Origin of the sequence: Embleya sp. AB8 (assembly GCF_049739465.1) — a bacterium.
In the GTDB taxonomy this organism is placed as follows: domain Bacteria; phylum Actinomycetota; class Actinomycetes; order Streptomycetales; family Streptomycetaceae; genus Embleya.
This window is the reverse complement of the sequence record NZ_JBMHHY010000012.1, coordinates 1-13,008: the sequence shown is the minus strand read 5'-3', so window position 1 is coordinate 13,008 and position 13,008 is coordinate 1. Positions and strand designations below refer to the sequence as shown.

Annotated in this window: 11 protein-coding genes and 1 tRNA gene; 10 read left to right on the top strand and 2 right to left on the bottom strand. The window is 71.3% G+C overall.

Annotation, left to right across the window (positions count from 1 at the left end; all coding sequences use genetic code 11):
• The first annotated feature begins 227 nt into the window (after positions 1 to 227).
• On the top strand, positions 228 to 3,470 hold the full coding sequence (locus ABIA38_RS18430) for a penicillin acylase family protein (protein WP_424639768.1): 3,243 nt from the start codon (positions 228 to 230) through the stop codon (positions 3,468 to 3,470).
• Between the two features lie 31 nt (positions 3,471 to 3,501).
• On the opposite strand, the gene ABIA38_RS18425 is transcribed toward ABIA38_RS18430, so the two are convergent.
• Positions 3,502 to 4,089 carry a 5-formyltetrahydrofolate cyclo-ligase gene (locus ABIA38_RS18425; protein ID WP_424639767.1) on the bottom strand — a complete coding sequence of 196 codons (588 nt, stop codon included), beginning with the start codon at positions 4,087 to 4,089 and terminating at the stop codon, positions 3,502 to 3,504.
• 91 nt (positions 4,090 to 4,180) lie between these two features.
• On the opposite strand from ABIA38_RS18425, the gene ABIA38_RS18420 reads away from it, so the two are divergent.
• The 9 genes from ABIA38_RS18420 (at position 4,181) to ABIA38_RS18380 (ending at position 11,655) form a co-directional block, all read left to right on the top strand.
• The gene (locus ABIA38_RS18420; protein WP_424639766.1) at positions 4,181 to 4,942 is read left to right on the top strand and encodes a GGDEF domain-containing protein; all 762 of its coding nucleotides are present in this window, start codon (positions 4,181 to 4,183) and stop codon (positions 4,940 to 4,942) included.
• Positions 4,943 to 4,951: 9 nt separating this feature from the next.
• The gene (gene galU, locus ABIA38_RS18415; protein WP_424639765.1) at positions 4,952 to 5,878 is read left to right on the top strand and encodes a UTP--glucose-1-phosphate uridylyltransferase GalU; all 927 of its coding nucleotides are present in this window, start codon (positions 4,952 to 4,954) and stop codon (positions 5,876 to 5,878) included.
• Positions 5,875 to 7,095 carry a gephyrin-like molybdotransferase Glp gene (glp, locus tag ABIA38_RS18410; RefSeq protein ID WP_424639764.1) on the top strand — a complete coding sequence of 407 codons (1,221 nt, stop codon included), beginning with the start codon at positions 5,875 to 5,877 and terminating at the stop codon, positions 7,093 to 7,095. Before galU ends, glp begins: the two co-directional genes overlap by 4 nt.
• A gap of 164 nt (positions 7,096 to 7,259) precedes the next feature.
• Positions 7,260 to 7,727, top strand: coding sequence for a cyclic pyranopterin monophosphate synthase MoaC (gene moaC, locus ABIA38_RS18405; protein ID WP_424640053.1), 468 nt, complete (start codon positions 7,260 to 7,262; stop codon positions 7,725 to 7,727).
• A complete protein-coding gene (locus ABIA38_RS18400) occupies positions 7,727 to 8,425 on the top strand; it encodes a MogA/MoaB family molybdenum cofactor biosynthesis protein (protein WP_424639763.1) in 699 nt (232 codons plus the stop codon). The genes moaC and ABIA38_RS18400 overlap by 1 nt, the downstream gene beginning before the upstream one ends.
• On the top strand, positions 8,410 to 9,039 hold the full coding sequence (locus ABIA38_RS18395) for a GNAT family N-acetyltransferase (RefSeq protein WP_424639762.1): 630 nt from the start codon (positions 8,410 to 8,412) through the stop codon (positions 9,037 to 9,039). Before ABIA38_RS18400 ends, ABIA38_RS18395 begins: the two co-directional genes overlap by 16 nt.
• 292 nt (positions 9,040 to 9,331) lie before the next feature.
• Positions 9,332 to 10,516: a hypothetical protein gene (locus ABIA38_RS18390; RefSeq protein WP_424639761.1), complete on the top strand. Its 1,185-nt coding sequence runs from the start codon at positions 9,332 to 9,334 to the stop codon at positions 10,514 to 10,516.
• 49 nt (positions 10,517 to 10,565) lie between these two features.
• A tRNA-Ala gene (locus ABIA38_RS18385) sits at positions 10,566 to 10,639 on the top strand.
• Positions 10,640 to 10,818: 179 nt separating this feature from the next.
• Positions 10,819 to 11,655, top strand: coding sequence for an SGNH/GDSL hydrolase family protein (locus ABIA38_RS18380; RefSeq protein WP_424639760.1), 837 nt, complete (start codon positions 10,819 to 10,821; stop codon positions 11,653 to 11,655).
• A gap of 569 nt (positions 11,656 to 12,224) precedes the next feature.
• Here the strand turns inward: ABIA38_RS18380 and ABIA38_RS18375 are convergent.
• Positions 12,225 to 12,800 (bottom strand): TetR/AcrR family transcriptional regulator, encoded by a 576-nt coding sequence (locus tag ABIA38_RS18375; RefSeq protein ID WP_424639759.1) that lies wholly within the window; start codon positions 12,798 to 12,800, stop codon positions 12,225 to 12,227.
• Between the last annotated feature and the right edge of the window lie 208 nt (positions 12,801 to 13,008).

Here is a 13,008-nt window from a genome sequence, read left to right as displayed (position 1 = left end):
GACGGGGGAACCGGCGACACCGCGAAAACGCAGGGAATCAGCGGGCCTTGGGACGGGGGGCCTGCCGCGCCGGCGAACCGGCGATCAATTACCTACGCCTGGCAAATATTTTACCAAAGCGAAGGATCCATACCCCAGAGGGGTCCCGTCTCGTACCCGTGGCTGTGATGCCGACGACGCTCGGCTTTTAAGGTGTCCCTTGCCGCACCGACCGCATAAGGACCTTGATGCCTCCCTCGAAGACGCCCGACCCGGAGCAGCCCCCCGGTGGCCAGGACGCCTCATCCGGCTGGGACGACTGGCCCACGGGCGAGTGGCCCACGTCGCAGTGGGCGGCCGCGGATCCGGTCGCGGCCCGGCGGCGCGCGGAAGAACGCGCGGAGCATGAGCGCGAAGCCGCCGCAGGGCAACAGCCGCCGCAGTCGCCGCAGTCGCCGTATGTCGAACCCGAGCCGTACGCCGAACCCGAGCCGTACGCACCGCGAGAGCCGTACGCACCCCAGGAGCCCTACCAGCCGTACGCCGCCCAGGAGCCCTACCCGCCCGACGAGCCCTACGCGGAGCCGGCCGCCCACGCCGTGCCGCCCGCGCCGCGCGCCGCCGAACCACCGCCGGCGATCCCCGAGCCGGTGTCCGTACCGGTCCCCGCGCCCGCGCCCGAGCCGCGCGCCGAGTCCCGGCCCGCGGCGGGGACCGCGCCCGGGTCCGAGCCCGAGCCCGAACCCGAGTCCGGATCCGAGCCCGCCGCCCCCGTGCCCGGTGCCACCGCCAAGGTCAAGGAACGACCGACGACCCCCAAGGGGCCGTCCAAGGCGTGGCGCCGGTTCCGGTTGACGGCCATCGTCTTCGTCGTGGTGCTCGCCATCGCGGCGGGCGGACTGGGCTGGTGGGGCTGGCAGTTGTCCCGCGACTCGTTCCCGCAGACCTCCGGCACGATCAAGGTGCCCGGACTGACCGGCAAGGTCGAGGTGATCCGCGACGGCAACGGCATCCCGCAGGTGTACGCGGACACGTCCGAGGACCTCTTCCGGGGACAGGGCTACGTACACGCCCAGGACCGGTTCTGGGAGATGGACGTACGGCGCCATATGACCGCCGGCCGACTGTCGGAGATGTTCGGCGACTCGCAGGTCAAGAACGACCGGTTCCTGCGCACGCTGGGCTGGCGCAAGGTGGCCGAGCAGGAGTACGCGGCACTCGCGCCGGAGTCGCAGAAGTTTCTCCAGGCCTACGCCGAGGGGGTCAACGCCTACCTCAAGGACCACAAGGGCGCGGACGCGTCCTTCGAGTACGCGCTCCTCGGCGTCGTGCACGACGGCTATAAGGCCGAGCCGTGGACCCCGGTGGACTCGGTCGCCTGGCTCAAGGCGATGGCCTGGGACCTGCGTACCAACATCCAGGAGGAGATCGACCGCGCGCTGCTGTCGGACAAGCTGACGGTCAATCAGATCGACGAGCTCTACCCGCCGTATCCCTACGACGTGAACAAGCCGATCGTGCGCGACGGCGCGATCGTCAAGGATCCCAAGGACGCCAAGATCGAGCGCTTCGCCCAGGACGCGCCGCCGCCGGTGCCCTCGAAGAACGCCCAGAACGCGCTGTCCAACCTGTCCGACTCGCTGGCCAACCTGCCCTCGCTGTTCAGCCAGAAGTCGTCCGGCGTCGGCTCCAATTCGTGGGTGATCGCGGGCAGTCGCACCACCACCGGCAAACCGCTCCTTGCCAACGACCCGCATCTGTCCCCGTCGTTGCCCTCGGTCTGGTACCAGATGGGCCTGCACTGCCGCACGGTCGGCCCGCAGTGCCAATACGACGTCTCCGGCTACACGTTCTCCGGCATGCCGGGGGTGATCATCGGCCACAACCAGAAGATCTCCTGGGGCTTCACCAACCTCGGCGCCGACGTGACCGACCTCTACCTGGAGAAGGTCCAGGGCGACGGCGTGCTCTACGACAGCAAGTGGGAGCCGTTCAAGGAGGTTCGCGAGGAGACCATCAAGGTGGCCGGCGGCGCCGATCGCAAGATCACCGTGCGGACCACCCGACACGGCCCGATCCTGACCGACGCCGACGCCTCCGACGACCTCAAGGACGTCGGCAAGAAGGCGCCGATCCCCGATCTGAGCCCGCAGCGCGAGGACGGCTACGCGGTCGCGCTGCGCTGGACCGCGCTGGATCCGGGCAACACGATGGATGCGCTCTTCCAACTCGACAAGGCGCAGAACTGGGCCGACTTCCGCGGCGCGCTGAAGAACTTCGACGCGCCCTCGCAGAACGCGATCTACGCCGACGTCGAGGGCCACATCGGCTACCAGGCGCCCGGCAAGATCCCGATCCGGCGCAGCGGTGACGGCCGCTGGCCGGTGTACGGCTGGGACCCCAAGTACGACTGGGTGGGCGCGATCCCGTTCGAGTCGCTGCCGTACTCCTACGACCCGCCGGAGGGGTACATCGTCACCGCGAACAACGCGGTGGTCTCGCCCGCGTATCCGTACCTGATCACCTCCGACTGGGGCTACGGCGCGCGCAGTGCGCGGATCGAGGAGATGATCACCAAGGCGCCGGGCAAGATCGACGCGGCGATGATGCAGCAGATGCAGGCGGACGACCTCAACCCGGTCGCCCCGATGCTGGTGCCCTACCTGCTCGGGGTCCGGATCGACGATCCGTGGGTGCGCGAGGCGCAGGACCTGCTCAAGGGCTGGAACATGCGCAACGACGCGGACTCGGGCGCCGCGGCCTACTTCAACGCGGTGTGGCGCCAGGTGCTGATGTTGGCGTTCGGCGACAAGATGCCGTTCTCGGTCCGCGCGGACAACGACTGCGCGAGCAATCCCAAGACCGGCCACGTGCAGTGCGGCAAGCGGGACGACTCGACCGCGCAGCCGGACGGCGGCGATCGCTGGAACGAGGTCGCCCGCACGCTGCTGACCACCCCGGAGAGCCCGTGGTGGAACATCTCCAAGAACCCGGGCACGATCACCACCCGCGACGGGCTGCTGCACAAGGCGATGGTCGAGGCGAAGAAGGACCTCACCTCGCGGCTCGGCAAGGACATCGACACCTGGTCGTGGGGTCGGCTGCACACACTGACCCTGAAGAACCAGACGCTGGGCACCGACGGGCCGGGCGTGGTCAAGTGGATGCTCAACCGCGGTCCGTACCGGATGGCCGGCGGCGAGGGGCTGGTCAATGCGACCGGGTGGAACGCCGCGCAGGGCTACGCGGTGACCACCGTGCCGTCGATGCGGATGGTGGTGGACCTGGCCGATCTGGACGCGTCGAGGTGGATCAACCTCACCGGCGCCTCCGGGCACGTGTGGCACGACAACTACACCGATCAGACCGAACTGTGGCGCCAGGGCAAGACGTTGCCCTGGCCGTTCACCCGCGCGGCGGTGGACAAGGCGGCCCAGCACCGGCTGACGCTGACGCCGGCCGCGCCGGCGCCACCACCCGCCGGGCCCTGATCTCAGGCCCCGATCGCGGCTCGCGGCGGTGCTACCGGGTGAACCGGTGCACCGCCGCGGGCGTCACCGCGATGTCCACCGGCACGTCGTGCGGCTCGGCCGGCACCCGGTCGAGCACCTCGCCGTCGTAGAGCAGCACCACCGTCACCGCCGAGGCGGGCAGCCGGGCGAGCGCCCGGTCGTAGGAGCCGCCGCCGCGCCCGAGCCGCACCCCCCGGCGATCCACCGCAAGGCCCGGCACCACGAGCACGTCCGCCGTGCGCACCCCCTCCGGGCCCAGGCGCGGCCCGATCGGCTCGCGCAGCCCGCGGCCGGCCGGCACCAGCGACTCCGGTCCCTGGTACACCGCCCAGTCCAGGTCGTCGTCCGCGAGCAGCACGGGCAGCAACACCCGCCGGGTCGACCCCGCGGCCAGGTCCTCGACCAACTCCCGGCCGCCCGGCTCGGACCCCACCGGCACATACGCCGCCACGGTGTGCGCGCCGGCCACCTCGGGGAGCGCGAGGAGCGCGGCGCGGAGCGCGCGACTCGCCGCGACACGCCGGTCCGACCCGACGCGTGACCGTGAGTGCGTCAACTGTGACCTCAGCGTGGCCTTGTCGTTGAGGATGTCCTTCATGCTGTTCCCTGAATGACGTGTTTGGACGGGTTATCGAAGGAGTCCGCGCAATCGACACAGTTCGCGCCACCGCACCGGACCCGGACGCCGCATGGGCCTGACATTCGAACGCCTCCTGATCATCCTGCTCGTCGGCGCCCTCGCGGTCGCGGTCGGCTCGCTGACGGTCGCCGTGCGCCGGCTGCGCGCGCTCGCCGGGAACGAACTGCCCGAGCTGCGCCACGAGGTCACCCGGCTCGAACTCAGCCGCGCCGAACTGGAGCGGTTGTCCGTCACCGACCCGCTGACCGGCGTGTGGAACTACCGCTACCTGCAACTGGTGCTCGACCGCGAGGTGATGCGGGCCGGCCGGTTCGGCCGGCCGCTCGGGCTGCTCATGCTCGACCTCGACCACTTCCGCACGGTCAACGAGCGACACGGCCACCAGTGCGCGGGCGCGGTGTTGCGCGAGGTGGCCCAGCGGCTCGCCCTGGAGATCCGCCAGGTGGACACGATCGCCCGGTACGGCGGCGAGGAGTTCGTGATCCTGCTGCCCGAGACCGACGCGGCCGGCGCGGCCAAGGTCGCCGAACGGCTGTGCTACGCCGTGCGACGGGGCACGTTCGGGCCGGCCGGCGACCCGGTCCGGCTGACCTTGGCGATCGGCACCGCGGTGCTCCCCGGCGACGGCACCCACTCGGCGACCCTGCTGCGCGCCGCGGACCGGGCGCTGGCCCGGGCCAAGAGCGCCGGCGGGGACCGGTTCTGCGGCCCCCGTCCGGCCGAGAGCGGCCCGGCGGCCGAGACCGCGCCGCCGGCCGACAACCGGCCAATCGTCGGACTCCACGGGACCCCCGGTGATCTCACCCGTTAGTGTGCGCCCATGCCTGAGCGTCAGCCGTTTCACATCACCAAGGCCGTGATTCCCGCCGCCGGTCTGGGGACTCGCTTCCTGCCGGCGACCAAGGCCACGCCGAAGGAGATGCTCCCGGTGGTGGACACGCCGGCCATTCAATACGTGGTGGAGGAGGCGGTCGCGGCCGGGCTGAGCGACGTGCTGATGGTCACCGGGCGCAACAAGCGCGCGCTGGAGGACCACTTCGACCGGGCCTACGAGCTCGAGCACGCGCTGGCCGCGAAGGGCGATGTGGACCGGCTCAAGCTGGTCCGCGAGTCCAGCGAGCTGGCCGCCATCCACTACGTGCGCCAGGGCGATCCGCGCGGCCTGGGGCACGCGGTGTCCTGCGCCCGCCCGCATGTGGGCGACGAGCCGTTCGCGGTGTTGCTCGGCGACGACCTGATCGACCCGCGCGACCCGCTGCTGAGCACGATGTTGCGGGTACGCCGCGAGCTGGGCGGCAGCGTCGTGGCGCTGATCGCGGTCGACCCGGCGCAGATCCACCTCTACGGCTGCGCGGCGGTGGAGATGTTGCCCGAGGGCGTCTCGGAGCCCGGCGTGGTGCGGGTGACCGACCTGGTGGAAAAGCCCGAAGCGGGCACCGCGCCGAGCAACTTCGCGGTGATCGGCCGCTACCTGCTCGACCCGGCGGTGTTCGACGTCCTGGAGCACACCCCGCCCGGCCGCGGTGGCGAGATCCAGCTGACCGACGCCTTGCGGGTGCTGGCCGGCCGCGAGTTGGCCGAGGGCGGCACGGTGCACGGCGTGTTGTTCACCGGGCGCCGCTACGACACGGGCGACCGGGCCGACTATCTGCGCGCCATCGTGAAGTTGGCGTGCGAGCGTGAGGATCTGGGACCGGAGTTCCGGACCTGGCTGAGGCAGTACGTGAACGAGGAGATGCAGGCATGAAGAGCGTCGAGGACCACCTGGCCGGGATCCTCGGGCGGATCGCACCGCTGGCCCCCCTCGAACTGCAACTGCTCGACGCGCACGGCAGTCTCCTGGTCGACGAGGTCGCCGCCACCGGCGACCTGCCGCCGTTCGACAACTCTTCGATGGACGGCTACGCGGTACGCCTGTCGGACGTGGCCGACGCGGGGGAGCAATACCCGGTGGTGCTCGAGGTGGTGGACGACATCGCCGCGGGCAACGAGCCCAAGACGGCGATCGGTTCCGGCACCTGTGCCCGGATCATGACCGGCGCGCCGCTGCCCGAGGGGGCCGAGGCGATCGTCCCGGTGGAGTGGACCGACGCGGGCATGCCGACGGTGCGGATCACCCGGGCGCCGGCGAGCGGCCAGTTCATCCGGCGCCGCGGCGACGACGTGAGCGCGGGGCAGACCGTGCTCGACGCGGGGACCACGATCGGCGCCGCCCAGGTCGGTCTGCTCGCCGCGATCGGTCGCGAGCGGATCCGGGTCCGGCCCAAGCCGCGCGTGGTGATCCTGTCCACCGGCAGCGAGTTGACCCAGCCCGGCCGACCGATCGGCCCGGGGCAGATCCGCGACTCGAACAGCTACATGCTCACCGCCGCCGCGCGCGAGGCGGGCGCCATCGCCTACCGGGTGGGCAACGTGCCCGACGACCCGAAGATCCTGATCGACACGATCGAGGACCAGCTGATCCGGGCCGACGTGGTGGTCACCACCGGCGGGGTCAGCGCGGGCGCCTACGACGTGGTCAAGGAGGTGCTCTCCGAGCTGGGCACGGTCGAGTTCGGCAAGGTCGCGATGCAGCCGGGGATGCCACAGGGGTTCGGCGTGATCGGCCCCGACGAGACGCCGATCTTCACCCTGCCGGGCAACCCGGTCAGCGCGTTCGTCTCGTTCGAGGTGTTCGTCCGCCCGGCGCTGCTGCGCATGCAGGGCGCCGAGGTCACCGATCGGCCGACCGTGACCGCCTCCTGCTCGACGGCGCTCGAATCGCCCGAGGGCCGCCGTCAGTTCCTGCGCGCCTGGTACACCCCGCCGGTCGCGGGCGTCGGCGCGGGCACTGTGGAACCGGTCGGCGGCACCGGCTCGCACCTGCTGGGCAGCCTGGCCAAGGCGAACGCGTTGATCACCCTGCCGGCCGAGGTCACCGAGGTGGCCGCGGGCGGCGAGGTGTCCGTGCTGCTGCTCGGCTGAGCGCCACGACCGCGTCCGGGCGGCCCGCGCATGCGGGCCGCCCTGTTGTGCCTCTAACGTTGCCCCAGCACGACACAGGGCTGTTCGGTACACACCTATGAGGTGGAAAGTTGACGCGCGGCGCCAAGAACCTCACGCACCTCGACGAGGCCGGCGCGGCCCGCATGGTGGACGTCACGGCCAAGGAGATCTCGGTCCGCACCGGATCGGCCTCGGGCCGGGTACTCGTCTCGGCCCGCGTGATCGAACTCCTGCGCGGCGAGGGCATGCCCAAGGGCGACGCGCTGGCCACCGCCCGGATCGCGGGCATCATGGCCGCCAAGCGCACCCCCGACCTGGTACCGCTGTGCCACCCGATCGCGCTGCACGGCGTCGCGGTGGACCTGACGGTGCTCGACGACGCGGTGGCGATCACCGCGACGGTACGCACCGCGGACCGCACCGGCGTCGAGATGGAGGCGCTGACCGCGGTCTCCGTCGCGGCGCTGACGGTGGTGGACATGATCAAGGCAGTGGACCCGGGCGCGGTGATCACCGACGTGCGGGTGGAGCAGAAGACGGGCGGAGTCTCCGGCGACTGGCGACGGGACACCGGGACAGCAGCCACACAACGCGACGGAGGGCAAGTCTGATGCGAGCCATGGTGATCACCGTGTCCACGCGCGCGGCAGCCGGGACCTATCAGGACGAGAGCGGTCCGGTGATCGTGCGCGGGCTGCAGGCGCTGGGCTTCGAGACGCGCGGCCCGCAGATCGTGCCCGACGGCGAACCGGTCGCCCAGGCACTGCGGGACGCGGTCTCCGGGCACTACGACGTGATCATCACCACCGGGGGGACCGGGCTCAATCCGTTCGACCAGACCCCGCAGATGACCAGCCGGGTGATCAGCTTCGAGGTGCCGGGCATCGCCGAGGCGATCCGGATGGAGAACTTCGAGCGGGTGCCCACCTCGATCCTGTCCCGCGGCCTGGCGGGTGTGGCGATCACCCAGGACTCGCACTGGACCTACCGCAGCCTGATCGTCAACCTGCCCGGCTCGCCGGGCGGCGCGCAGGACGGGATCAACGTGCTGGCCAAGGTGCTGCCGCACGTGGTGTCCCAGCTCCAGGGCGGCGACCACCAGCAGGGCGGCGGCTTCGGCGGCGGGGGCGGGTTCGCCGGCGCGGGCGGTGCCGGTGCCGGTGGGCAACAGCAGCCCGCGCCGGGCGGTGGCGGCTACCAGGGCGGCTTCGGCGCCGGGGGCGGCTACCAAGGCGGCGGCGCGGGCGGCGGGTTCCAGGGCGGCGGGGGCTACGGAGGGGCGCAGCAGCCGCCATGGGGCACGCGCTGAGCCGCGGGTGGCCGGTGGAGCTCACCGAGGGCCGGGTCACCCTGCGCCCGATCCGGGCCCGGGACGCGGTCGCCTGGCAGGAGGTGCACACCCGCAATCGGGACTGGCTGCGCCGCTGGGAGGCGACCGTACCGCCGGGGTCCGCGGCCGGTCGGCGGCCGACGTTCCGGCAGATGGTGCGCTTTTTGCGGGCCGAGGCGGGCGCCGGGCGGATGTTGCCGTTCGTGGTGTTGTACGACGGGCAACTGGTCGGGCAGGTCACCGTCGCCGGGATCACGTGGGGCTCGATGTGCTCGGCGCACGTCGGCTACTGGGTGGACGAGCGGGTGGCCGGCCTGGGGGTGATGCCGACGGCGGTGGCGCTGGTGTCCGACCACTGCTTCTTCCGGCTCGGGATCCATCGCCTGGAGGTGTGCATCCGGCCGGAGAACCGGGCCAGTCGGCGGGTGGTGGACAAGCTGGGCTTTCGCGAGGAGGGTCTGCGCCCGCGCTACCTGCACATCGACGGCGACTGGCGCGACCATCTCGCCTACGCGTTGAACGCCGAGGAGGTCCCGGAGGGACTGCTGATGCGGTGGCGTGCCTACCGGGAGAGCCGGGGGTTCACCTGGTAGTGGCATCTCTTCGGTGTCGATCCCGCCATATCGACACATCGATGTCGCGACTTCGCTACTCTCCCGGAGATATGAGCGGTGTCACCTCGGCAGACCCCAGAGCCTCCGGGAGAACGACGGTCCCGAACGCCCTGACCGGCTCAGCTGTATCCACAGTCGCGACAATCCCGACAGTCATGCCAGTCGGGTTCGTCACACGGGCATCATTCGTCACATGGGCATCAGTGCGGATCGGGCGACACACCGTGCCTAATCCGACGATGCGGTGCCCATCCGGCTTAGCGTGTGAAGCGTGAACGGCAGCGGCCTGATCTACGCAGCGATCGTGGGGGCCTGGGCTGCCTATCTGGTGCCCATGTGGCTTCGCCGACAGGACGAGCTGAACGAGGCCCGGCCGACCGAACGATTCACCACCGCGATCCGGATCCTCTCCCGCCGCGGCGCGTTCGAACGCCGATCGGCGCGGGCGGTCGCGGAGGCGGGCCCGGGGGGTGCCGAAGGCGCGGGGTCCGCTCGGTCCGTGGGGTCCGTCGGGGCGGTCGGGTCGGTGGGCTCCCCGGGATCGGCGGCCGGCTCGGGCGGGTCGTCCGGGTCCGCCGGGTCGGTGGGCTCTTCGGGATCGGCCGGCTCTGCCGGGACCTTCGGGTCGCCTCGGTCCGCCGGGTCGTCCGGGTCCGGCGGCGCCAAGGGCAAGAGCGGTGTGGGCAAGCGGCCCGCCGGGCCGGTGCGGCGGGACGACGGGCGGGCCGCGTTGTTGACGCGGCGGCGTCGGGTGATCGCGAGCCTGTTCGCCACGTTCACCGCCGGGGCGATCCTGGCCGGCGTGGCGGGGCTCGCGTGGGTGTGGCTGCCGGCCGTGCCCGGTGTGCTGTTGTCCGCGTACATCGTCCACCTGCGGGTCCAGGAACGCCGTCGCTACGAGGCGGGCCTGCGCCGACTCGGCCGACCCGTGGGCAAGTCGGGCACGGCGGCCGACGGCGGTCCCGCCGCCGAATCGCGGGTGCGGACCAAGGCGCCCGACGGCGCCGCCGCCGAACCCCGTACGCCCACCCCGCCGGCCGGCGGCGAGGCGCGTACGGCCCGGCCGCCGCGCGCCGGCGGCTCGGGCTCGGGTTCGGGCTCGTCGAGCGGCTCGGCCCGCGGCAGGCGCGACCCGAAGGCGGAGGAGCCCGCGCTGGCCGAGTGGATCGCCGAACTGGCCACCGGCGACGGCCCGCACGACCGCGACTCGTGGGACCCGGTACCGGTCCCGCTGCCCACCTACGTGACCGCCCCGGTGGTCCCGCGCGGCGACGCCGAACCGGAGCCGGAACGCCCGCAGATCCACGCGGTTCCCGACCCCCACCCGGCCGAAGCGTCGCGCCCGTCCACCCCGTTGTTCGACCAGTACGCCGAGGACACCCGCGCCGGTTACGGCGCCTCGGTCGACTCGCTGCCGCTGTACGAACACGAGTGGCGCCGGGCCGGCAACGAGTGAATACCCGTGCGCGACCCACCTCGGCGAGGTGGTAATGTTTCTCCTCGTTGGGCCTGTGGCGCAGTCTGGTAGCGCACCTCGTTCGCATCGAGGGGGTCTGGGGTTCAAATCCCCACAGGTCCACACGGTTCGAAAGCCCCGCCGGATTCTTCCGGCGGGGCTTTCGACATTTCCTGCGGCGTTGGGGGAATCCCGTTGCGCGCGGCGGTGTTGCTCGTGGTGGTCGCGCCGCGACCACCTTGGGTGAGCGGGTCGTTATTACGGTCGCGTAGCCGAGGACGGGACTGCCAACATCGGGTGACATGGCCGAGCTATTGAATCCACACGGGAACCTGTCCGAAATCAACTCTTATGTGGCTATCGGCGACAGCTTCACCGAAGGTGTCGGCGACCCCGGGCCCGACGGGAACTACCTCGGGTGGGCCGATCGGTTCGCGGCTCGGTTGGCGGTCGAGCGGCCGGGGTTGCGGTACGCGAATCTCGCGGTGCGCGGGAAGTTGATGCACCAGATCATCGAGGAGCAGGTGCCGCTGGCGATCGCGGCGCGGCCCGATCTGGTGACGTTGTGCGCGGGTGGGAACGACGTGTTGCGGCCCGGGAGCGATCCGGACCGGCTGGCGGCCGAGTACGAGGAGGCGGTCGCCGCGTTGACGGCGGCGGGCGCGCGGGTGGTGGTGTTCACCGGGTTCGATACGCGGTGGGTGCCGGTGCTCAAGCTGATTCGGGGCAAGGTGGCCACCTACAACGAGCTGTTGCGGGCGGTCGCGGATCGGTACGACTGCCTGGTGGCGGACATGTGGGGGCTCACCTCGCTGCATGATCGGCGGGCCTGGAGCGAGGACCGGTTGCACCTGTCGCCGGAGGGGCACGACCGGGTGGCGCTCAAGGTCGGGCGGGCGCTCGGGTTGGCCGTGGAGGGCGACCCGGATGCGCCGTGGCCGGCGGAGGAGGTCGAGGTCACCGCGGGCGCTGCGCGGCTGGAGAACGTCCACTGGGCGCGGGAGCACCTGGTCCCGTGGATCGGACGGCGGCTTCGTGGGCAGTCCTCGGGCGACCACGTCACCGCGAAGCGGCCGGAGTTGGCACCGCTGGACATCGTCCCGATCACGCCGCCTTCGGCGAGTCGACAGGCGTCGTAGCGGGTCGGTCTGCGCCCGTTGGCGCCCCGTGTTCGGGCGATGGCCCGTGCCGGGTGCCCGGGTTGTCCTCAAGCGCCGGACGGGCTGGGGTGGTTGGCGTCCCGGCGTGGCGTGGGCCTGTGTCGGTTGTCCTCAAACGCCGGACGGGCTGGATTGGTTGCGCTCTCGGGTGCGGCTGGGCTTGCCGAGGCTTGTCCTCAAGCGCCGGATGGGCTGGGGTGGTTGGCGTCCCGGCGTGGCGTGGGCCCGAGTCGGTTGTCCTCAAACGCCGGACGGGCAGGGGTGGTTGGCGTCCGGGCGTGACGTGGGCATGCGTCGCTTGTCCTCAAGCGCCGGACGGGCTGGTTTGGTTGCGCCCCCCGGTGTGGCTGGGCTTGCGCCGGGTTGTCCTCAAACGCCGGACGGGCTTGGTGGGGCTTGCGGGTGTGCGTTGGGGTTGGCGTTCGGTGCCGGACGGGCTGGGGTGGTTGGTGTCCCGGCGTGACGTGGGCTCGGGTTGGTTGTCCGCGAGCGCTGTACGGGCTGGATTGGTTGCGTTCTTGGGTGCGGCTGGGCTTGTTTCCGAGTTGCTAGGGGCTGGGTTCCGCTGCTGCGCCCAGGAGGAGTAGGTGGGCGGATCTGGTTACCGTTTGTTCGACTTCCTGCATCGTCATTCGCCCGAAGGCCCAGCTGAACAGGGCGCCTTCCCAGGCGATGCCCAGCAGGTGGACGAATTCGTCGGGGGCTTTGGATTCGTCGGCTATTGCCGTGCGGAACATCGTGTTCATGATGCGGTTGATTTCGCGGTGGCAGTCGCCGACGCCCGGGTCGCTGGAGCCGAGGGCGTGGATCAGGGCGGCCGTGAGCCTCGGGTGACGGGCCATCGTGCGGCAGGTATCGCGGAGGATCGCGCAGACCCGTTCCGCCGCGTCGGCGCCCTGCGGGTGGGCCGTGTCGCTGCGTTCGAGGGCGGCCATCCATTCCAGGTGGGTGGCGGCCAGCAGGTGGTCCTTGGAGGAGAAGTGGCGGTAGATGGTGGCCGAGGAAAGGCGGGACAGGCGGACCACGTCGCGCATTTGCACGCTGTCGTAGCCGCCCGCCGCGGCCAGGTCGCGGGTCGCGTCGATGGCCCGCCGGCGTATGTCCTGCTCCCGCGTGACGGACACCGGCGCAGCCTCTCTCGCTAGTGCCGGGCGCGGCACTGGGTCCGGGTCTAGATCCAGGTGCTGAACCACATGCGATCCAGCCACCCGCTGCGGGTGATCGTCTCACCGGTGAAGATCGGATAGAAGTAGAGGAAGTTCCAGGCGATCAGGGCGATGATCGCGACGACCCCGGCGGTTCCCCATGCGCGTCGGCGTTCCGTGGCTCCCG

Coding starts and splice junctions, on each gene's coding strand:
- ABIA38_RS18395 (WP_424639762.1), top strand. CDS start 8,410: ATGGGGCACGCGCTGAGCCGCGGGTGGCCGGTGGAGCTCACCGAGGGC.
- ABIA38_RS18420 (WP_424639766.1), top strand. CDS start 4,181: ATGGGCCTGACATTCGAACGCCTCCTGATCATCCTGCTCGTCGGCGCC.
- ABIA38_RS18380 (WP_424639760.1), top strand. CDS start 10,819: ATGGCCGAGCTATTGAATCCACACGGGAACCTGTCCGAAATCAACTCT.
- ABIA38_RS18425 (WP_424639767.1), bottom strand. CDS start 4,089: ATGAAGGACATCCTCAACGACAAGGCCACGCTGAGGTCACAGTTGACG.
- moaC (WP_424640053.1), top strand. CDS start 7,260: ATGGTGGACGTCACGGCCAAGGAGATCTCGGTCCGCACCGGATCGGCC.
- galU (WP_424639765.1), top strand. CDS start 4,952: ATGCCTGAGCGTCAGCCGTTTCACATCACCAAGGCCGTGATTCCCGCC.
- glp (WP_424639764.1), top strand. CDS start 5,875: ATGAAGAGCGTCGAGGACCACCTGGCCGGGATCCTCGGGCGGATCGCA.
- ABIA38_RS18430 (WP_424639768.1), top strand. CDS start 228: ATGCCTCCCTCGAAGACGCCCGACCCGGAGCAGCCCCCCGGTGGCCAG.
- ABIA38_RS18400 (WP_424639763.1), top strand. CDS start 7,727: ATGCGAGCCATGGTGATCACCGTGTCCACGCGCGCGGCAGCCGGGACC.